Source organism: Maritimimonas rapanae, assembly GCF_057837205.1.
Genome location: NZ_JBYQFI010000001.1, coordinates 53,338 through 74,464, shown reverse-complemented (window position 1 = coordinate 74,464; position 21,127 = coordinate 53,338). Strand labels below are relative to the sequence as shown.

Annotated in this window: 23 protein-coding genes; 10 read left to right on the top strand and 13 right to left on the bottom strand. The window is 33.1% G+C overall.

From position 1 onward, the window contains the following. Positions 1-13 precede the first annotated feature (13 nt). The 5 genes from AC3IF2_RS00345 to AC3IF2_RS00325 form a co-directional block, all read right to left on the bottom strand. Positions 14-2,284, bottom strand: a complete 2,271-nt coding sequence (locus AC3IF2_RS00345; RefSeq protein ID WP_489165017.1) for an aconitate hydratase — start codon at positions 2,282-2,284, stop codon at positions 14-16. A 291-nt stretch (positions 2,285-2,575) separates the two neighbouring features. Further along, the gene (locus tag AC3IF2_RS00340) at positions 2,576-2,851 is read right to left on the bottom strand and encodes an ATP-dependent Clp protease adaptor ClpS (RefSeq protein WP_489165016.1); all 276 of its coding nucleotides are present in this window, start codon (positions 2,849-2,851) and stop codon (positions 2,576-2,578) included. 216 nt (positions 2,852-3,067) lie between these two features. Continuing rightward, positions 3,068-3,904 carry a 50S ribosomal protein L11 methyltransferase gene (gene prmA, locus AC3IF2_RS00335; protein ID WP_489165015.1) on the bottom strand — a complete coding sequence of 279 codons (837 nt, stop codon included), beginning with the start codon at positions 3,902-3,904 and terminating at the stop codon, positions 3,068-3,070. Then, positions 3,904-4,662 (bottom strand): triose-phosphate isomerase, encoded by a 759-nt coding sequence (tpiA, locus tag AC3IF2_RS00330; protein WP_489165014.1) that lies wholly within the window; start codon positions 4,660-4,662, stop codon positions 3,904-3,906. The genes prmA and tpiA overlap by 1 nt, the downstream gene beginning before the upstream one ends. Before the next feature lie 5 nt (positions 4,663-4,667). Continuing rightward, a complete protein-coding gene (locus AC3IF2_RS00325; protein ID WP_489165012.1) occupies positions 4,668-5,744 on the bottom strand; it encodes an ABC transporter permease in 1,077 nt (358 codons plus the stop codon). A gap of 65 nt (positions 5,745-5,809) precedes the next feature. Here AC3IF2_RS00325 and pyrF point away from each other — a divergent pair, with 65 nt between their 5' ends. Continuing rightward, positions 5,810-6,619 (top strand): orotidine-5'-phosphate decarboxylase, encoded by an 810-nt coding sequence (gene pyrF, locus AC3IF2_RS00320; protein WP_489165010.1) that lies wholly within the window; start codon positions 5,810-5,812, stop codon positions 6,617-6,619. Here the strand turns inward: pyrF and AC3IF2_RS00315 are convergent, their stop codons facing one another. Further along, positions 6,620-7,147 carry a GTP-binding protein gene (locus AC3IF2_RS00315; RefSeq protein WP_489165009.1) on the bottom strand — a complete coding sequence of 176 codons (528 nt, stop codon included), beginning with the start codon at positions 7,145-7,147 and terminating at the stop codon, positions 6,620-6,622. Positions 7,148-7,217: 70 nt separating this feature from the next. On the opposite strand from AC3IF2_RS00315, the gene der reads away from it, so the two are divergent. Beyond that, complete coding sequence (der, locus tag AC3IF2_RS00310; RefSeq protein ID WP_489165008.1) at positions 7,218-8,522, top strand: ribosome biogenesis GTPase Der; 1,305 nt, start codon at positions 7,218-7,220, stop codon at positions 8,520-8,522. Here der and AC3IF2_RS00305 read toward each other — a convergent pair. Continuing rightward, a complete protein-coding gene (locus AC3IF2_RS00305; protein ID WP_489165007.1) occupies positions 8,509-9,447 on the bottom strand; it encodes an MBL fold metallo-hydrolase in 939 nt (312 codons plus the stop codon). The two genes, der and AC3IF2_RS00305, sit on opposite strands and share 14 nt — an antisense overlap. 7 nt (positions 9,448-9,454) lie before the next feature. Then, the gene (locus AC3IF2_RS00300; RefSeq protein WP_489165006.1) at positions 9,455-10,285 is read right to left on the bottom strand and encodes a TPM domain-containing protein; all 831 of its coding nucleotides are present in this window, start codon (positions 10,283-10,285) and stop codon (positions 9,455-9,457) included. A gap of 159 nt (positions 10,286-10,444) precedes the next feature. Between AC3IF2_RS00300 and AC3IF2_RS00295 the strand changes: the two genes are divergently transcribed. After that, positions 10,445-13,639 (top strand): VPS10 domain-containing protein, encoded by a 3,195-nt coding sequence (locus tag AC3IF2_RS00295; protein ID WP_489165005.1) that lies wholly within the window; start codon positions 10,445-10,447, stop codon positions 13,637-13,639. On the opposite strand, the gene AC3IF2_RS00290 is transcribed toward AC3IF2_RS00295, so the two are convergent. After that, positions 13,629-14,192, bottom strand: coding sequence for a DUF6973 domain-containing protein (locus AC3IF2_RS00290; protein ID WP_489165004.1), 564 nt, complete (start codon positions 14,190-14,192; stop codon positions 13,629-13,631). The two genes, AC3IF2_RS00295 and AC3IF2_RS00290, sit on opposite strands and share 11 nt — an antisense overlap. A 196-nt stretch (positions 14,193-14,388) precedes the next feature. On the opposite strand from AC3IF2_RS00290, the gene AC3IF2_RS00285 reads away from it, so the two are divergent. The 7 genes from AC3IF2_RS00285 (at position 14,389) to AC3IF2_RS00255 (ending at position 18,984) form a co-directional block, all read left to right on the top strand. After that, positions 14,389-14,673: a hypothetical protein gene (locus AC3IF2_RS00285; RefSeq protein WP_489165003.1), complete on the top strand. Its 285-nt coding sequence runs from the start codon at positions 14,389-14,391 to the stop codon at positions 14,671-14,673. 88 nt (positions 14,674-14,761) lie between these two features. After that, complete coding sequence (locus AC3IF2_RS00280) at positions 14,762-15,346, top strand: Crp/Fnr family transcriptional regulator (protein ID WP_489165002.1); 585 nt, start codon at positions 14,762-14,764, stop codon at positions 15,344-15,346. A gap of 67 nt (positions 15,347-15,413) precedes the next feature. Next, positions 15,414-16,706, top strand: coding sequence for an aminopeptidase P family protein (locus AC3IF2_RS00275; RefSeq protein WP_489165001.1), 1,293 nt, complete (start codon positions 15,414-15,416; stop codon positions 16,704-16,706). 17 nt (positions 16,707-16,723) lie between these two features. After that, entirely contained in the window at positions 16,724-17,089 is a 366-nt protein-coding gene (locus tag AC3IF2_RS00270) for a DoxX-like family protein (RefSeq protein ID WP_489165000.1), read from the top strand. Continuing rightward, positions 17,082-17,822 (top strand): DUF2071 domain-containing protein, encoded by a 741-nt coding sequence (locus AC3IF2_RS00265; protein WP_489164999.1) that lies wholly within the window; start codon positions 17,082-17,084, stop codon positions 17,820-17,822. Before AC3IF2_RS00270 ends, AC3IF2_RS00265 begins: the two co-directional genes overlap by 8 nt. Further along, positions 17,810-18,565 (top strand): class I SAM-dependent methyltransferase, encoded by a 756-nt coding sequence (locus AC3IF2_RS00260; protein ID WP_489164998.1) that lies wholly within the window; start codon positions 17,810-17,812, stop codon positions 18,563-18,565. Before AC3IF2_RS00265 ends, AC3IF2_RS00260 begins: the two co-directional genes overlap by 13 nt. An 11-nt stretch (positions 18,566-18,576) precedes the next feature. Then, positions 18,577-18,984 carry a hypothetical protein gene (locus tag AC3IF2_RS00255; RefSeq protein ID WP_489164997.1) on the top strand — a complete coding sequence of 136 codons (408 nt, stop codon included), beginning with the start codon at positions 18,577-18,579 and terminating at the stop codon, positions 18,982-18,984. On the opposite strand, the gene AC3IF2_RS00250 is transcribed toward AC3IF2_RS00255, so the two are convergent. The 4 genes from AC3IF2_RS00250 to AC3IF2_RS00235 form a co-directional block, all read right to left on the bottom strand. Beyond that, the gene (locus AC3IF2_RS00250; protein WP_489164996.1) at positions 18,973-19,428 is read right to left on the bottom strand and encodes a nuclear transport factor 2 family protein; all 456 of its coding nucleotides are present in this window, start codon (positions 19,426-19,428) and stop codon (positions 18,973-18,975) included. The genes AC3IF2_RS00255 and AC3IF2_RS00250 overlap by 12 nt on opposite strands. A 152-nt stretch (positions 19,429-19,580) precedes the next feature. Further along, positions 19,581-20,138 carry a carboxymuconolactone decarboxylase family protein gene (locus tag AC3IF2_RS00245; RefSeq protein ID WP_489164995.1) on the bottom strand — a complete coding sequence of 186 codons (558 nt, stop codon included), beginning with the start codon at positions 20,136-20,138 and terminating at the stop codon, positions 19,581-19,583. 108 nt (positions 20,139-20,246) lie between these two features. Then, positions 20,247-20,567 (bottom strand): thioredoxin, encoded by a 321-nt coding sequence (trxA, locus tag AC3IF2_RS00240; protein ID WP_489164994.1) that lies wholly within the window; start codon positions 20,565-20,567, stop codon positions 20,247-20,249. Between the two features lie 158 nt (positions 20,568-20,725). Further along, on the bottom strand, positions 20,726-21,100 hold the full coding sequence (locus AC3IF2_RS00235; protein ID WP_489164993.1) for a DoxX family membrane protein: 375 nt from the start codon (positions 21,098-21,100) through the stop codon (positions 20,726-20,728). Between the last annotated feature and the right edge of the window lie 27 nt (positions 21,101-21,127).

Sequence of the window (21,127 nt, the reverse complement as noted above, 5' to 3'; positions counted from 1 at the left end):
CTTTACTTAAATCTTAAGCTGCATTTTCTTTCTTAATCAAATTTAATGCTGACCCATGATTAAACCATTCTATTTGACCATCATTATAAGTATGATTCGCCAAAATAGTATCTTCTGATCCATCAGCGTGTTTTACAAGGATAGTTAATGGTTTACCTGGAGCAAAATCTTTAATATCTACAAAATCAAACGTATCGTCTTCTTGTATTTTATCATAATCCGCTTCGTTTGCAAAAGTTAATCCTAACATACCTTGCTTTTTAAGGTTAGTTTCATGGATTCTAGCGAATGATTTTACCAAAACGGCAACTACACCTAGATGACGCGGTTCCATAGCTGCATGCTCACGAGAAGACCCTTCTCCGTAGTTATGATCACCAACTACTATAGTAGGTACACCAGCGGCTTTATATGCTCTTTGCGTATCTGGCACTCCTCCGTATTCACCTGTTAATTGGTTTTTAACAAAGTTTGTTTGCTTATTATAAGCATTTACAGCCCCAATTAAACAATTATTAGAGATGTTATCTAAATGCCCTCTATAACGCAACCAAGGGCCAGCCATAGATATATGATCTGTTGTACATTTACCGAAAGCTTTAATCAATAGCTTCGCTCCAACAACTTCATCGCCAATTGGCTCAAAAGGAGTTAATAACTCAAGACGTTCAGAATCTGGACTCACATTAATTTGAACATGACTACCATCAGCTTCAGGAGCTAGATAACCATTATCATCTACATCAAATCCTTTTGGAGGTAATTCCCATCCTGTTGGTTCATCTAACATTATTTTTTCTCCATTTTCAGCTACAAGTGCATCAGTAATAGGATTAAAGTCTAAGCGACCAGCAAGTGCTATGGCTGCTGTTAATTCAGGAGAGGCAACAAACGCATGGGTATTTGGATTACCGTCTGCACGCTTAGCAAAATTTCTATTGAACGAATGAACTATACTATTTTTAGGAGCATTTTTAGGGTCTTCGTACCTACCCCATTGTCCAATACATGGTCCACATGCATTAGTAAATATCTTTGCATTTAAGTTTTCAAAAACTTCTAAAATACCATCGCGTTCTGCAGTATAACGAACTTGTTCAGAACCAGGATTTATACCTAACTCTGATTTCATTTTTATGCCTTTGTCTAAAGCTTGTTGCGCAATTGATGAAGCACGAGATAAATCTTCATACGAAGAGTTTGTACATGATCCTATTAAACCCCATTCAACATCTAAAGGCCATTCGTTTGCTGTTGCCTTTTCTGTCATATCCTTTCCTACTTCAGTAGATAGATCTGGCGTAAAAGGCCCATTTAACAATGGTCCTAATTCAGATAAATTAATATCAATTACTTGATCAAAATATTGTTCAGGGTTAGCATATACTTCTGCGTCTCCTGTTAAATGTTCTTTCACTTCGTTAGCAGCATTAGCTATATCTGTTCTTTCTGTTGCACGTAAATAGCGCTCCATAGACTCATCATAACCAAATGTAGAAGTAGTAGCTCCAATTTCTGCACCCATATTACAAATGGTACCTTTACCTGTACAAGACATAGCAGTAGCACCAGGACCAAAATATTCTACAATTGCACCTGTTCCTCCTTTTACAGTTAAAATCTCTGCTACTTTTAGTATTACATCTTTAGGCGCTGTCCAACCTGAAAGTTTTCCTGTTAAACGAACACCAATTAATTTAGGAAACTTTAACTCCCAAGGCATACCTGCCATTACATCTACAGCATCAGCACCACCAACACCAATAGCTACCATTCCTAATCCACCTGCATTTACAGTATGAGAATCAGTACCAATCATCATCCCTCCAGGGAAAGCATAATTTTCTAATACCACTTGATGAATAATACCTGCACCCGGCTTCCAGAAACCTATACCATATTTATTTGAAACTGATTCTAAGAAATTAAAAACCTCATTACTTGTATTTAAAGCATTTTGTAAATCTGTTTTAGCACCAATCTTAGCCTGAATTAAGTGATCACAATGTACGGTTGTAGGCACTGCAACTTTCTTCTTACCAGCTTGCATAAATTGCAATAAAGCCATTTGTGCTGTAGCATCTTGACATGCAATTCTATCTGGCGCAAAATCTACATACGATTTACCTCTTTCAAAAATCTGTGTCGGCATACCCTCGGTAAGATGAGAATACAAAATCTTCTCTGCCAAAGTTAGAGGTTTACCAGTAAGTTCTCTTGCTTTATTTATTCGATCGCCCATGGTTTTATAGACGTTCTTTATCATTTCTATATCAAATGCCATACTTTAAATATTTGGTTTTATTAACGAGTGCAAAGCTACTCATTTTTGAAAACTTTTTAAAATATGCTTAATATAAAATGCTGATTATAAGATATTAATGAGAAATCAATAAAATTTGTGCTTTTTTATTAAATTATTAATAATTGAAAGGAAGAATTTTTACTAACCTAAAAATAGATTTTTAGAGAAAAGTCGTATTTCACCTGTTTAAATCTCTATTTGCTTTTTATCGGTCAGGTGTAATTCATCATCAAACTTCTCTAGCTGTATCAAAAATTGTTACGATTCATTTCAAACGATTTCGGCAGACAAACCAAGGTTTAACAAACGAGTGCAACGCGGTTTTAACTCATCGTATTCACCAGTTTTAACAGCGCACTTACCTTTATAATGAACTAAGTAAGTACATTGTTCGGCTTGTTCTGGAGTATGATCACAAACATCTATTAAAGAATCAATAACAAAATCAAAAGTATGCACATCGTCATTAAACAAAACTATTTCATGTTGATTTACTTCTTGTTCAAGTACATCAACATCTTCTTGTATTTTTTCTTTAGTACTCATACTGAAAACATTTTAACAAAAATAATAAATCGTTTGAAATAAAAAAAGAGGCGCATTTTTGATACGTCTCTTTTTACTTTTAAAGAATAATTGAAATCCGTCTGTCAATAGACTTGCGATTTAACATTGAATAATACAGATACACTACGAATATAGAAGTTGTATTTAATAGAAACAATAACGAAAACCATGAATTTTAAAATTCATGGTAAACCACTAGATGTAAGCAAAGTATTTTAGAGCTACCCAATTATTTCTCTCAATTATTTTATCGAGTTTTAAATTATATTTTGATACTTCTTTATCTATAATAGGAATATCTTCTTGATAAAAGCCACTTAATAACAAGATGCCTTTATCACTTAAGCAATTAGCATATATTTTTATATCGTTTAGTAAAATATTACGATTAATATTAGCAATAATAACATCGCATTTTTTATTGATAAGCAATGATGCATCACCTTGATACACTGAAATTGATAGACAATTATTTCTTTTACAGTTTTCTAGAGAGTTTTCATAACACCATTCATCAATATCTATTGCATCTACTGAATTGGCTCCTTTCATCTCAGCAAAAATTGCTAAAATACCTGTGCCACATCCCATATCTAATACTTTTTTATTCTTTAAATCTAAATCTAATAAATGCTGTACCATCATATGAGTTGTCTCATGGTGACCTGTTCCAAAACTCATTTTTGGTTCTATAACAATATCATATTGTAGATTAGGATTCTCATGAAAAGGAGCTCGAATACTTACTAAATTATCAACTTGAATTGGATTAAAATTCTTTTCCCATTCGCTATTCCAATTTACCTGTACAATTTTTTCCTTGGTATAAGAAATCTGGAATTCGTCATTCTTAAGCACAAAAATATCAGCTAAAATGGTGTCTTTATGTTTTGCTTTTTGAATATAAGCCGTAGCGCCATTTTCATTTTCTACAAAACTTTCAAAACCTGCATTTCCTAATTCTGCTATTAAAATTTCAGTAGCTGGCTCTTTAGGAGAAACAATAAAATTATATGCAATATAATCGGACATTAAATTGCGTTTATAATCGCTAAAAAGTCTTCTGCTTTTAAGGATGCTCCGCCAATTAAACCTCCATCTACATCTTGTTTAGAAAATATTTCTTTAGCATTTGATGGTTTTACACTACCACCATACAGTATAGAAACACGATCTGAAATATCATTATCGTAGTGATCTTCAATTAATCCTCTAATAAATGCATGCATTTCTTGCGCTTGTTCTGGCGTTGCTGTCTCGCCGGTTCCTATAGCCCAAACTGGTTCGTAGGCAAGAATAATAGAATCCCAATCAATTTCTTTTAAATGAAATAAAGCATCTTTTAATTGCTCTTTAACCACATAAAAATGTTTTTCTAATTGACGATCTTCCAACTTTTCACCAAAACAAAAGATAACTTTCATTTTGTGCTGCAAAGCTTGCTCAACTTTTCTAGTCAACAATTGTGAATCTTCCTTAAAATATTCTCTACGTTCAGAATGCCCTAAAATAACTGTATCTACACCTATATTCTTAAGCATTTCTGCAGAAATCTCGCCTGTATAAGCGCCACTTTCAGCAAAGTGCATGTTTTGAGCAGCTACTTGAATTTTTTTATCTCTAGTATTTGAATCAACAACAGCTGTCAGATTCACAAATGGAACAGACACAATAATAGCTGTGTTATCGGAAATACTTTCTAAACTATTACTTATTTCATTCACTAAATTCAAGGATTCATCCTTGTTTAAATTCATTTTCCAATTACCTGCTACAATATTTTTTCTCATAAATTTTATTTTAATCTTATTCGAGGGTCTAACCATCCGTAAATGACATCTACGAAAATATTGATAATAATAAACATAGCGGCTATAACCAATACACTTCCCATAATAATGGGTAAATCTAAAGTATTTAATGCGTTTACTATTTCTTTACCTAATCCATTCCAATTAAATATATATTCTACAAATACAGCACCTGCTAACAATGATGCAAACCATCCAGAAACGGCAGTTACTACAGGATTCATAGCATTTTTTAATGCATGCCTTCTAATTATTTTATACATCGACAATCCTTTCGCTTTAGCAGTTCTAATATAATCTTGGTTCATCACTTCTAATAAAGAGTTTCGCATTAACTGGATGACAACCGCTAGCGGACGAATTCCTAAAACTATAGCAGGTAGCAAAAGATTTTTCCAAACAATATATTTACCTTCTCCAAAATCGTCTACTTCATACAAACTCCCGGTCATATTTAAATTGGTGTATTTATGTAATACAAATCCGAACAACCATGCAAAAATAATTGCAGAAAAAAAGGATGGAACGCTCATACCTAACGTACTTATTACTGATATAATACGGTCGAAAAAAGTATCCTTAAAAATTGCTGATAAAATCCCAAAAAAGACACCAATTAAAATAGCAATAGTAATTGCTGAAACTGCTAATACCGCTGTGTTAGGTAATGTTTCTGCTATAACTTGAGCAACACTTTTCCCGTTTTTTTGAAATGACTCTCTTAGGTAGGGCTTTTTTAACACTATAGTTTTGTTAGCTGTAGAGAATAGTTTTACAAAAGAATATTTTCCTTCTTTTAAATCTGTATAATTACCTTCACTCTTGCTATGTATAGAAATCGGAGATAGGTCATTCAAATAATATAAGTATTGGGTTAATACTGGTTTATCAAAACCATATTTCTTTTTAATTGCTAATAGCTGCTCACTATCTTCTCTTTGATCAAGCATCATTCTTGCTGGATCGCCTGGGAGCACATTAAATAAAAAAAAGATAACAGTTACAACTCCGAAAAGTGTTAAAATTCCGTAGAAAAATTTATTTAAAATATAACCGAACAAGGAGTATTATTTGAGAATCAAATATAGGTAATTTTAGTACCTTTGCCCAACCTTAATTTTTTGGCATGACCAAACAACAACTAGTTGAGGAGATCAGAAAAAAACAATCGTTTTTATGCATTGGTTTAGATGTAGATCTCGAGAAAATTCCACAGTATTTATTAGAAAATAATGATCCAATTTTTGAATTTAATAAACAATTAATCGATGCTACTCATCATCTAGCTGTTGCCTATAAACCTAACATAGCTTTTTACGAGGCCTATGGCATTAAAGGATGGCAATCGTTACAGAAAACCATTAATTATTTAAATGAAAATCATCCTGAAATTTTTACAATTGCAGATGCCAAACGTGGAGATATTGGCAATACTTCTACTCGCTACGCTAAAGCTTTTTTCGATGATTTAAATTTTGATTCTATTACAGTAGCTCCATATATGGGAAGCGATTCTGTTGAACCTTTTTTAGCTTTTGATGATAAATTCACCATTATGCTAGCTTTAACTTCTAATATTGGTGGATTGGATTTTCAAACACTTCATACCGAAAGTGAACAGTTGTATAAAAAAGTGCTAAGAAAATCATTAGAGTGGAAAAATTCAGACCAGTTAATGTATGTTGTTGGCGCCACTCGCCCTGAATATTTTGTTGAAATTAGAAAAATAGTACCTAATCATTTTTTATTAGTTCCTGGAGTCGGAGCTCAAGGTGGAAAACTTTCAGCTATTTGTAAATTTGGGCTCAATGATGATATAGGGTTATTAATCAACTCTTCACGAGGAATTATCTATGCTTCAAACGGAAAAGATTTTGCAGAAAAAGCACAAGAGAAAGCTCTTGATTTGCAAAAAGAAATGAGCATCTATTTTTAATCAGTTATCCAAAACTTCTTTCATAAAATTATCCAGTTCAATCATCTGATCATATCCTTTCTTTTTACCTAACCTTCCAAAAACATAAAATAATATCCATAGAATTGGCATCGCTATAGTCATTATTAAAGGAAAAGTATAATCTTGCTTTAGACTCCAATTGGCATATAGCATCGTTACAAAAATTGCAAAAGCTAATGCTACACCAAAATGGATAAACATAAATAAAGTCCATAACGTAGGTTTGGGCCCAAATAATCCTTTAATAGTTGCTGTAATATCGTCATTGTGTTCAATTTCAATTTGTAATTGCGGTGACCAAAAATGTTCATCCTCTTTAGGTACATCAATAACTATATGGTCTCCTATAACTTTTCCTCGAAAGTTAGATGATCTTAATTGAAAAGCTTCTTTAAATTTTTTCAGAATTTCATCCTTAGCTTCCTTGTGCTGAAATGTGAAGCGAGGCTTTAATAGAATTTTGTTTAACTGATTATCTAATGTCTGACTATCCATAAGGTTTTTCATCTTATTTTAAGGATACTAAATTTATAAAATCTATTGCTAATAAGTTATCTTTGCAGCCAATAAAACTAATATGGGAAACATCGTTGCAATTGTCGGAAGACCTAATGTTGGTAAATCCACTTTTTTTAACCGTTTAATTCAACGTCGTGAGGCTATTGTTGATGCTGTAAGTGGTGTTACTCGTGATCGTCATTATGGTAAATCTGAATGGAATGGCAAAGAATTTACCTTAATAGATACAGGCGGTTATGTTGTGGGTTCTGATGATATTTTTGAAGCCGAAATCGACAAACAAGTAGAACTAGCTATCGATGAATCTGATGCTATTGTTTTTATGGTCGATGTTGAAGCTGGAGTTACCGGAATGGATGTAGAAGTTGCTCAATTACTTCGCAAAGCAAAAAAACCTGTTTTTTTAGCCGTGAATAAAGTTGATAATAGCAAACGTAATAATGATGCTGTTGAATTTTATTCTCTCGGATTAGGAGAATATTATACCATCGCTAGTATCAATGGTAGCGGGACAGGTGAATTACTAGATGCCTTAGTAGAAGCATTACCAGAAAAGGAAGAAGAAACTACAGATGAATTACCTCGGTTTGCAGTAGTGGGTAGACCCAATGCTGGAAAATCTTCTTTTATAAATGCCCTTATTGGTGAAGATCGTTATATCGTTACAGATATAGCTGGAACAACACGTGATTCTATAGATACAAAATACAATCGTTTTGGATTTGAATTCAATTTGGTAGACACAGCAGGAATTAGAAGAAAATCTAAAGTGAAGGAGGATTTAGAATTCTATTCTGTAATGCGTTCTGTGCGTGCCATTGAACATTGTGATGTCGCTATTTTAGTACTAGATGCAACTCGAGGTTTTGAAGGACAAGATCAAAACATCTTTTGGCTTGCCGAAAAGAATAAAAAAGGAATTGTTATTCTTGTCAATAAGTGGGATTTAGTAGAAAAAGACAATCGAACAGCTAAAGAATTTGAAGCTCAAATTATAAAAGAAATAGAGCCTTTTACCGATGTACCAATTCTATTTATTTCGGCTCTTACTAAGCAACGGCTTTTTAAAGCTATAGAAACAGCCGTCGAAGTTCATAAAAACAGAACTAATAGAATTTCTACCAGTAAGCTGAATGATACTATGTTAGAGGTCATTAAGCAAAATCCACCTCCGGCTTATAAAGGAAAATATGTAAAGATTAAATTCTGCACACAATTACCAACGCCAACGCCGCAATTTGCTTTTTTCTGTAACCTCCCTCAGTATGTAAAAGATCCATACAAGCGGTACATAGAAAATAGAATGCGTGAAGAATTCAACTTTCATGGTGTACCTATAGTAATTTACTTTAGAAAGAAATAATCATTTCTTGCTTTGCAACATTAAAACCTTTCTTGAGCACCTTGTTTTGAGCTTCGCTTCCATCTATTAACAATGGATTTGTATGATTGAAATGAATAAAATAAATTTTCTGTTTATCTTTCTCTGATAGGTCAAAAAATAAACTCATGCTTTCTTCAACAAAAGGATGTGGTACTTCATCCATATCGCGATTGATCTCTCCATTCTTAAAAAATGTAGCGTCTAATAAAGCAATATCAACTTCCTTAATATAATCAATAATACTTCTATCCCATTTGCTCCATTTATCAATATCTGGCACAAACAAAGCCTTCTTACTTTGGTTATTAATTATAAAACCTACAGTTTCAGTAAATTCATCACGATGAGGAACTTGAATCGGAATGACAGAAATTCTTTTATTGAGTACAACTGTAGAGTCACTTTTAATGGATTTTAATTCAATATTATTCAGTTTCACCAATTGATTCCAAGGTCCATTATTTGATAAATACTGTTTCATTCTCGGCATAGCATAAATTGGCGTTCCATTCGCACTCATTGCCTCTCTACCTAAGTACATTAATCCGGTATAATGCCCTATGTGGCCATGCGTTAAAAAAATACCATCGGGTAGGTTTTTATCATGTACATGCTTAGATAATATTCTTGTTTGTTCAGTAAAATCAGGTGTAGCATCAAAAACCCAACTTGTGTTAGAGGCAGGATCAATTAAAGCAATTGAACTAACCAGTCTTTTTTTTCTCTGGTCTTGATAAACCTGTTTGCAACATTCTTTCTGACAGGCTACTTGCGGATATCCTGCGTCTTGAGCTACTCCAAGAACCAAAATGTATGGATCATTCCCTATTGTAATAGTTTTTCTTTTCTCACTAGAACAAGAAATAAGAAAAATTGAAAAAAGTATATAAAGAATAAATTTCATTCTTAAATTACCAACCACCAGAAGCTCCGCCTCCTCCAAAGCCGCCGCCGCCGAAGCCACCACCAAAACCTCCGCCTCCGAAACTACCTCCACCAGAGCTACCACCGAAACCGCCTCCACCACCAAAGCCACCACGACCAGCATTACTTAAAATAATAGCTTCCAATAGCGAACGAGCCGCTTCCCCATCTCTATAGTTTCTTCTTCCTCCTCCTCCTCCTCTTCGATTTCTATTCGACAAAATAATTAAAAGAATCATAAAGAAAAGTATGACAAAGAATATTGGTATTCCTCCGCTACTATTATTACTAAAGTCTCTAGTTTCTTGATACTCTCCATTCATTATTTGCATAATAGCAGAAGTTCCACGGTCTAAGCCACCATAGAAATTACCATTTTTAAATTCTGGTGTGATAATATTTGTGATAATTCGTTTCGCTAAAGCATCTGTTAGTAAATGTTCTACTCCATAGCCAGTTTGAATGGCAAGCTTTCTGTCATTTTTGGCAACTAAAACCATAATACCATTGTCTTTATCTGCCTGACCTATACCCCATTCGTGGGCCCATTTAGTGGCATATAATGATATATTTTCTCCATTAATTGTGTTTACAGTTGCTACAACAATTTGGGTAGAAGTAGAATCTGCGTAATTAATTAGCTTTTGTTCTAATGCATTTTTTTCATAACCACTCAACATATTAGCACCATCATAAACACTCGTTTGTAATTTGGGCTTGGGTGGAATATCAGCTTGTGCTAAAACAAAAACGTTTGAACAAACTAAAAAAAGTAGAAGAATAAATGATTGAAAATATTTGGTTTGTTGTTTTTGCATGTAATTATTCAAGGCACATTTTTGAAACTGCAATATACTAAAAATGTATCTGCATTTTATAAGTCTCTATTTACTACGAGATGTTACTTCGCTGTTAAAAAATTGGTTTTCAGTAAAATTCAAATTACTTTAGATGCTCTTTTAACTAACCTCAAAAAAATGAAAAAAATAGTATTTCTTTTCGTCCTAATTACTTCTACAGTATTTTCTCAACAAATAGACATTAAAAAACTTAAAGGTATAAAGCCTCGAGCAATAGGTCCAGCTGGTATGAGTGGCCGTATTACAGCAATCGATGTAGTTAATAGTAACCCCGATATTATTTATGTTGGTGCAGCTTCTGGAGGTGTTTGGAAATCTGAAAGTGGTGGTATCGACTGGAAACCCATTTTTGATGAGCAACCTTTACAAGGAATTGGAGCTATCGCTATACAACAAAATAACCCAGATGTAATTTGGGTAGGTACTGGTGAAGGAAATCCTCGCAACTCACTAAACGGCGGCTATGGCATTTATAAGAGCCTCGATGGTGGTAAGACTTGGAAATCGATGGGGTTAGAAAAAACCAGAAATATTCATCGAATTATTATAGATAAGGATAATCCTAATACCGTATATGTCGGTGCAATTGGATCACCGTGGGGTGAACACCCACAGCGTGGTGTTTTTAAAACTATAGACGGTGGTAAAACATGGAATAAAATCTTATTCGTAAATAATAAAACTGGCGCAGCTGATTTGGTAGTTGACCCTACTAATCCTAATAAATTAATTGCTGCCATGTGGGAGCACAGACGTAAACCTTGGACGTTTAACTCTGGAGGTGAGGGCTCTGGAATATATATTACATATGACGGCGGTGAAAATTGGAAAAAGAAAACAGATGAAGATGGATTGCCTAAAGGTAATTTAGGAAGAATTGGTATTGGTATAGCACCAAGCAACCCAAATATAATATATGCTTTAGTTGAGGCAAAGAAAAATGCTTTATATAAATCTGAAGATGGTGGTAGTAAATGGAAAAAAGTAAATGATAAACCCGGTATTGGTAACCGTCCTTTTTATTACTCAGATATGTTTGTTGATCCAGTGAACGAAAATAGAATTTATAGTGTTTTTACATACGTAAACGTGAGTGAAGACGGTGGTAAATCTTTCAAACAGCTCATGCCTGCATACAATACCAATGTAGGGGTGCATCCAGATCATCATGCATGGTGGATACATCCTGAAAATCCGAATTTTATGATTGATGGTAATGATGGTGGATTAAACATTACTAAAGATAGGGGTAAAACATGGCGCTTTATTGAAAATTTGCCTGTTGGTCAATTCTATCATATTAGTTATGATATGGAGTATCCTTATAATCTTTACGGAGGTATGCAAGATAATGGTTCGTGGGCTGGCCCAGCTTATGTGCTAAAAGCACAAGGAATCAGAAATTCATATTGGCAGGAAATCTCTTTTGGTGATGGATTTGATGTGGTGCCAGATCCAAAAGATTCGCGATATGGTTACAGTATGTCGCAACAAGGGTTCGTGGTTCGTTATGACCGTGAGACCGGAAATGGAAAAATCGTACGGCCAACACACCCTGATCCGAAAGTTAAGTTACGTTTCAATTGGAATTCTGCCATATCACTAGATCCTAATGATAACGAAACCATTTATTTTGGCAGCCAGTTTGTACATAAATCCTCAAATAAAGGGCATGAATGGGAAATTATTTCACCAGACCTAACCACAAATGATAAATCAAAACAAAAGCAGCATGAAAGCGGTGGAATTACAATGGATGCCACAGGTGCAGAAAATAATACTACTATTTTAGTAATTGAACCCACAAAACTTGAAAAAGGATTGTTATGGGTTGGAACCGATGATGGACTAATTCAACTTACAAGAGATGGAGGTAACACTTGGACAAATGTAACCCCAAAACTCAAAGGTTTTCCTAAAGAAAGTTGGATAGCACAAATAAAGGCCTCCCCTTTTAATGCTGGTGAAGCTTATGCTGTTGTAAACAACTATAGAAATTTCGATTTTAAACCTTATTTATTTAGAACTCGAGATTATGGAAAAACATGGGAAAGTTTACTCGATAAAAAAAATGAAACTTTTGGGTATTCTTTATCACTCATTCAAGATCCAATTGAAAAAAAATTAGTGTTTTTAGGAACTGAAAACGGACTCTACTTTAGTATTGATGAAGCAAAAAATTGGACAAAATGGACAGAAGGATATCCATCAGTGCCTACAATGGATCTAGGTATTCATCCTCGCGAACACGATTTAGTAATCGGTACTTTTGGCCGCTCTTTTTATGTGTTAGATGATATTCGCCCATTAAGAGAATTAGCTAAAAATGGTGCTAATGAACTCAATAAAACATTAAAAGTATTTAATGCTCCTAAAGCTTACATCAATCAAATTCAGCAGCCTCTAGGCACACGCTTTGGTGGAAATGCTATGTTTAATGGAGAAAATAGACAACGTGGTGCTATGATTACTTATAGTCTTAACAAGCCTAAAGAAGAAAAACCAAAAACTGAAGATGATGAAAAGGATATAAAAAAACCTGTTAAGAAAAAAGGTGATTCATTATCGGTTAAAATATACAATTCAGCAAACGAATTGATTCGAACATTAAAACGCAAGGCACCTAAAGAAGGTGGAATACATAGATTGTATTGGAGGCTAGGTGAGAAAGGTATAAGAAATCCTTCACGTAGGGCTGCCAGAAAAAATGCTCCAGAACCTAGAGGGATAACTGTTTTACCTGGAGATTATAAAGTAGTACTACATTATAAAGAAGCTAAAGATTCTACCACAGTTTCTGTCGCTTATGATCCAAGAGTTAATATGCCAACAGCAACTTTAAAAGCAAAGTATGATTTATTAAAGCAGTTAGAAAAGAAAACTTCTTTGGCTAGAAAAGCTGTTGAGCAATTAAAAGAATCTAAGAAGATTACTGAATCCTATAAAAAGCAGCTAAAAGAACAAGAAGGTGATCAATACAAAGATGCTATCAAAGTGACAGATTCTATTACCAAATCTATTGGCAAATTAATTAATGGTATGATTGGCAAAGAAGATAAGCGTCAAGGCATAACGCGTAATCCTAAACCAACACCATTAACATTCCTGTTTACAGCAAGGCGTTATATAGGTTCTTTACTACAAATGCCAGGTAAAACCGAAAAAGATGCTATTAAAAATGCCAATGAAAAAGTAGATAATGCTATGAAACCAATCAATGAGTTTTATAAAACTGATTGGCCGAAGTATAGACAAATGATAGAAGATTTAAAACTTACTATGTTTAAAAATTATAAAGAGCTTAAGGAATAGCTTTATTAGAAGGTACCAAACATTTTTTAGTATTCCACTTGCCTTTTAAAGAGTCAGGTGGAATTCTTTTTTTAGTACAATCTAAAAAATACCCTTCTTTATCTTTTAATAAAATTCGCATTTTCCCTTGTTCGATTGAATCAATTAAAATGGTAATCAAATGATTTTTTGATTCACTTTTAAAATGATTACCTACAGATATACCAACCTCATTGTTATATAAATCCATATCTGTAGACTGTTTATCTGGCAAAAAACCATCTTCCAATTGTCTTCTTTTATAGGTCTCATAATTTCCTTTTTCATGAGATTTACCCAGAGAATAAGCTGCTCGTTTACCTATACCTTGAGTTAATCGAGCCATCCAATAACTATGCTTAAAAGCATCTAATTCTCCACCACTGATATCTGCATCAAGAATTTTCTTTTGCCTAATCGAATCTGTAACTCTTTCCGCTTCAAGCGATATTGAATATGCCTTTTTAGCTTTAAATGGGTGAAAAGCTACCCAACCTTTCTCTGGCTTAGAAAGTTTTGAAAATGACTTTTTCAAGGTTGGTGAACACCCTAAAAAAAGAAAGCTTAAGATCAAAAAAAATAACTTGTTTAATTGCATTTATAGAAAACAATATTTAACTCTAAAGTATCTCTTTTTTATCAATTGATTAACAATTAAATCTTAGAATAATTGCATTATCCATATATATTTTGTTAATTTATAATTAGTTAACCAAATAATTTAATTTTTTATGGAAAATTTACTCCCGTTAATCGTACAATTAATTAGTGGTGCTGTGGGCGGAAACGTTGCAGGTTCATTAATGAAAAATCTATCGCTAGGTACTGTGGTAAACTCTGTTTTAGGTATACTTGGTGGTGGTCTTGGAGGTCAACTTTTAGGCATGCTAGGTATCGAAACTGGTGGTGCAGAAATGGATCTTGGTAGTATCTTAGGAAGCATAGCTGGCGGTGGTGTTGGTGGTGGCGTTCTTATGGCTATTGTAGGATTAATTAAAAATGCTATGAACAAATAACTAGCAAAAAACTAAACAATTTCTAGGCACTCAGATTTGAGTGCCTTTTTTATTTCTTAAATTCGACCTTTGATCGGCTTATTAATTGATGCAAGAAATAAAGAATACTTTTAAATCTTATTTACAAAGAATTATAAATGATGATGATTTACTGCCATATATTTCAGAAATCATAGATTCATTTCAGATTCTAGAACTTAAAAAGAATGATTTTTTTGTACGTCAAGGTGAAGCTTGCAAGTTTTTTTGTTATTTAGAAAACGGCATATTACAGCATTCTATTGAAGTTTTAGACGAAGAAAAAACCACTTATTTGGCTTTAAAAAATTCATGCACAACTGCTCTAAAAAGTTTTTTGCAGAAAATTCCTTCAAGAAAAAGTATCAAAGCTTTAAGCAATAGCAGATTGTTGGTAATTGATCTAAAAACGTTTAATAGTCTTATAAAGAACAACAAAGCGTTTTATACCTTTTATTATAATCTGATTGAAAATCAAATATTCTTAATTGATGATTATCGTATTAATCTACTCACACTCACACCCGAAGAACGTTACAAAAAGCTATTAGTTAATGATCCTGAATTATTACAGCAAGTACCATTGCATTATCTGTCTTCTTTTTTAGGTATTTCTATAAGACATATGAGTAGAATTCGTAGTGAAATAAAATAGTGCCATTTGGCTGGTAAATTCATGTTTTCTTTCAGTATTTTTGGGTTTATATTTAATTTTTTTAAGCATGAAATACTTACCAATCGATAAAAAGCTTTTTATAAAAAATAGAAAGAATTTTGCAGCTCAAATGAAATCAAACAGCTTGGCTGTTTTTAATTCTAATGATATTTATCCTATAAGTGCTGACAGCACGATGCCTTTTGAGCAACATCGCGATATATTCTATTTAAGTGGTGTAGATCAAGAAGAAAGTATTTTAGTATTATTTCCTGATTGCCCAAAAGAAAAGCATCGCGAGATTTTGTTTTTACGTGAGACCAATGAGCATATCGCCGTTTGGGAAGGTGAAAAACTAACAAAAGAAAAGGCATTTGAAACCAGTGGAGTAAAAACTGTGTATTGGCTGCAGGACATGGAAAAGATCATGTTTGAATTGATGACACAATGCGATACGGTTTATATCAATACTAATGAGCATTATCGTGCTTCTGTGGTGACTGAAACACGTGAAGATCGCTTTACAAAATGGTTAAAAGATAAATACCCTGCTCATTCTGTTGCAAAGAGTAACCCTATTTTACAACGCTTAAGATCGGTAAAAGATCAAATTGAAATAGATCTATTACAAAAAGCATGTAACATAACAGAAAAAGGATTTAGACGTGTACTTGACTTTGTAAAACCAGGTGTTATGGAATATGAAATTGAAGCTGAATACATACACGAATTTTTACGTAATCGCTCAAAAGGTTTTGCTTATACACCCATTGTTGCATCTGGAAATAATGCAAACGTATTGCATTATATAGAAAATAATCAAGAATGTAAAGCTGGCGATTTAATCTTAATGGATGTTGGTGCAGAATATGCCAATTATGCGAGTGATATGACACGTACTATTCCTGTTTCAGGAAAATTTACAAAACGCCAACGAGAAGTTTATGATGCTGTTTTACGAGTAAAAAATGATGCCACAAAAATGTTGGTACCTGGAGCAGATTGGGCTGAATACCATATAGAAGTTGGTAAACTCATGACTTCAGAATTATTAGGATTAGGTCTATTAGATAAAGCTGATGTTCAAAAAGAAGATAAAGATTGGCCAGCTTATAAAAAATATTTTATGCATGGCACTTCTCATCATATGGGTTTAGACACTCATGATTATGGAATTCTTACGGAGCCAATGCAAGCCGATATGGTTTTTACAGTTGAACCCGGTATCTATTTACCCAAAGAAGGTTTTGGCATTCGTTTAGAAGACGATGTGGTTATCCAAGAAAAAGACGAACCTTTTAACCTCATGCAAAATATACCTATAGAAGTTGAGGAGATTGAGGAGATTATGAATTCATAATTGCGATTCTGAACAAAGTGAAGCATCTACTAACCTACTGTATTGCACTAGTATGGTTAATTAATGGACTTTTCTTAAAAGTTCTAAATTTAGAACCTAGACATCAAGAAATTGTAAGTCGAATTTTAGGAGAAGAATATGCCTTTTCATTAACAAGAATTATAGGAATTCTCGAAATTTTAATGGTGGTTTGGATCTTGAGCAGATTTAAATCAAAGCTATGCGCTGCGGTACAAATATTTATTATCCTTTTAATGAATTTTATCGAATTCTTTCTTGCCAAAGATCTCCTTCTTTTCGGTGGCTTTAACCTATTTTTCTCTTTTGTTTTTGTATCTTTAATATATGTAAATGAGTTTGTTTTGAAAACAAAAAATGCTTGATTTCTTAAAAGACCATCCCTTTGCTGTAGAAACATATTTTGACAAGTCAATTGTTGTTACCTACGCCATTGCTAAAGAAGAATTAGCGCCTTTAATTCCAGAATGTTTAGAACTCGATACTTTTCAAGATAAATGGGCTTTTATTGCTATTGCCATGGTGCAAACACGGAATTTACGACCAAAAGGTTTTCCAAGTTTTGTAGGAAATGATTTCTTTTTAATCGGATATCGTGTTTTTGTAAAATATAATGACAACAGAGGTAAACGCTTACGCGGATTATATATCTTAAAATCAGAGACTAATAAAAAGAAAATGTCCTTTTTTGGCAATCTGTTCACGCATTACAACTATACAACAACGGATATAAATTTTCATCCAAAAGAAAATCAAATTCTTATCACATCTAAAAAATCAGACTTAGATATTTGTATTGATGCCTATTCAGATGACATAAAACTACCCGAATATTCGCCTTTTTCCAATTGGAAAGAAGCCAGGCGATTTGCAGGACCTTTACCCTTTACATTTACTTATAATGAGGATAAAAAAGAAGTACTGATCATTGAAGGTGTTCGCCAAAATTGGAAACCTCAACCAATAAAAATTCTAAAGGAAAATGTTGGCTTTTTAAAACAGAAATCTTTCAATGAAATACGATTAGCAAATGGTTTTTTAGTTAGCGAAATTCCCTATTCCTGGAAAAAAGGAAAAGTTGAAATATGGAACAACTAAGAAGAAGAAAATTTCAGGGTGCTTTAAATATATTAAGCTTTAACAGGCATTTCTATATTACAGGTAGTGTCGTTTTAGCATTGATCATCATAAGTCAATTTATTCTTAAATGGCCAATTGTTTGGTTATGGGTGATTATCGCAACTTTTTTATATGGGCTTATCATGCCATTGTTAGTCTCAGCTTATGTCTATGATTTTTCCGGTTATTATAATTTTAATTGGCTAGACAATTATCAAATACCGAACTCAAAAACAGCTGAAATAGTTAATATTAATGCAGGCTTTGATGAAACTAGTTTTATTATTAAAAATAAAGCTCCAAAATCTAACTTAAGAGTATTTGATTTTTATAATAAAAAGCGTCATACTGAACCAGCAATTATTAGGGCTAGAAAAGTTAGCTTAGTATATCCAAACACACAACAAATTGCTTCAAGCAAGATTCCACTTGAGGACAAGTCTGTAGACGCCGTTTTTTTATTATCTGCCATCCATGAAATAAGATCTCATCATGAAAAAATACAATTTTTAAAAGAATGTCGAAGAATCTGTAAAGCAGATGGGCAAGTAATTGTGGTTGAACATTTACGTGATTTCCCTAATTTCTTGGCATTTTCTGTTGGATTTACCCATTTCTTTTCAAAAGAAACATGGAAAAACGCCTTTAAAAGTGCTGGCTTTTCGTCATTTGATGAAGAAAAGTTTACTCCCTTTATGTCTATATTTAATTGCTCTCCCTAATTTATTAATTAATGGAAACTCATTTAAAAATTACTGGTATTCTTCTCATTATGCTAGCTTTAGTCCATGTCATTTTCCCTAAATATTTTCATTGGAAAGAAGATTTAAAATCCATGAGCTTAATTAACAGACAAGTGATGCAAGTGCATACATTTTTTATAGCGTTTACCGTTTTTTTAATAGGGCTACTTTGTATAACACATTCTTATAGTCTGACATCAACTAAACTAGGAAATGATATAGCCTTAGGTTTAACCATATTTTGGGCAGTTCGCTTCCTTTTTCAACAATTTGTTTATTCAAAAAAACTATGGAAAGGCAAAGCCTTTGAAACCATAGTTCATATAGTTTTTAGCTTTCTTTGGATCTATTTTACAGTAGTATTTTTGCTCACCTATCTAGGCAAATCATTCATTTAAAGAAAACTTAGGCGGCGATTGCCAAATAATATTGATGCTTTTCCATCCATCATCTGTTTTTACCATATTCAAATAATCAATACCCCATTCGGCTATTACTTTTACAACGGCTATTTTATCGGAAACTTCTAATACCTCAACTTTTCTTGGAGATTGATTATTTGCTCGATCTCTTTTAGCATTCCATCTTTTAGCAAGTTTTATTAATCTTTCAAAAGACATTTCAGATTTATCAGAGTAAGCATCTTTCTTTTTATCAAACCACCAACCAACTTTGCGTACATCTTTGTGTACACTTTTATACGCCAAAGTAGTATCTGCTTTATAAAAAGTGTCAATATAATTGTATCCTGCTTGAGTCACATCTTTAATGGCTTGATCCTTATCTTGAGCGGTTAATTGAATTGAAAAAAATAATGCAAGTAGTATGGTTAGTGTTTTCATGGTTTGTGATTTTTCTCAAATATAATTAATTAACAGGCTATTAAGTGTTAAAAATATGGTAAACAAAAAGCGAGCTTAAGCTCGCTTTTATTTTGTCATTCTGAACGAAGTGAAAAATCTCTGAGATCTTTCATTTTGCTCAAAATGACAGTCTATACTGCTGTTGCAAATTTACCCGCCTCTACTTTTGGGAAGTCTACTTCTGTATCAGCTATATGATTTACATAATTTGTAAGAGTGTTCGAAACTACATTTAATACAATTTCTAATACATCACCATCTGTATAACCAGCGTCTTTAACAGCTTGTAATTCTTCATTATTAACAACACCTCTATTTTTAGTAACTAATTGCGCAAATTTCAATCCAGCTTGAGTTTTAGTGTCTTCTGAGTTTCCTAAACGATTTTGTTCAGTTTGCTCATCTGTTAATCCACTCATTTTACCAATTGCAGTGTGAGCAGATAAACAATAGTTACATTCATTCTCTTCAGCGATAGCTAAAGCCAATTGCTCTCTAAATTTTGCGTTAAAGTTTCCGCTTCCAGCAATTTCTCCTAAAGATAAATAGGCTTTTAACGTAGCTGGCGAATTACCAAATACTTTAATAAGATTAGGTATAAATCCTAATTTTTTATTTACTGCATCAAATAATTCTTTTGATTCTCCTGTAGTTGTTTCTGGGTTTAATGTTTCAATTCTTGTACTCATTATTTCTAAATTTTTAATTATTATTATTTGTTTTATTTTTTGTCACAGCTGTTTACATCATACTCTTGATAGCCCCAGCAGTTTGGGCATTGTTTATTTTTATTCATGTTATGCTGATTTTAAATTATTGATTTTTGTACGTAAATCTGATTCTGAAATAAGGCCAACTTCGCGACCTACTTCAATCTTATCTGCAATATGAATCAATGTAGGTATGCTACGAACACCAAACTTTTGCGCTAATTCTTTATTATTATCTACATTCACCTTTTTAATTATTACATCTCCCTCAAATTCCTCTGCCAATTTGTGAACTGTTGGTAACAAGGTTTGGCATGGTCCACACCAGTCTGCATAAAAATCGATTAGTACATTCTTATTATTTTCTATTGTTGTTTGAAAATCTTTTTGATCTAATTGTATGTCCATAATTCTTTGTTTTTAAATTCTGATACAAAGATGCGGCGGATACTAAGGCAAGGAAATGGACAAAAGTTCCTAAGGTTTGGACAGAGTTGAGTTTCTGATAAAAAAGAAGCCCGATTCTTTCGAATCGGGCTCAAAATATTTTAAAATTTAAATGAAGTTTACTTCTTATTAAGAGCTAATCCTGCAAGCGTTAATGTAAGTGCCACATGAATCATACTATTCATCCAACTACCCGAAGGAATATGTACCAGCACCAAAGCCACTAATATTACAATAGCCATAGACGCGTAAGCTTCATACAACCTTTTATTTGCTAGTATTAAAATACCAGCTACTAATTCTGTCGCGGCTAAAAGCGCAGCTAAGATTAGATTACCAGTATCTCCAAGAAACCCGAAACCGATACTTTGTAAACCTTCTGCCATTTTTTGTAAGCCGACACCTCCGAGAAAGCCAATAAAAAATTTCTCTAGACCACCCCATATAAAAAGCAGACCCATACCTATTCTAATTAATAAATTTCCGTTGAACATAATTTATATATTTTGGTTTGTATTAAA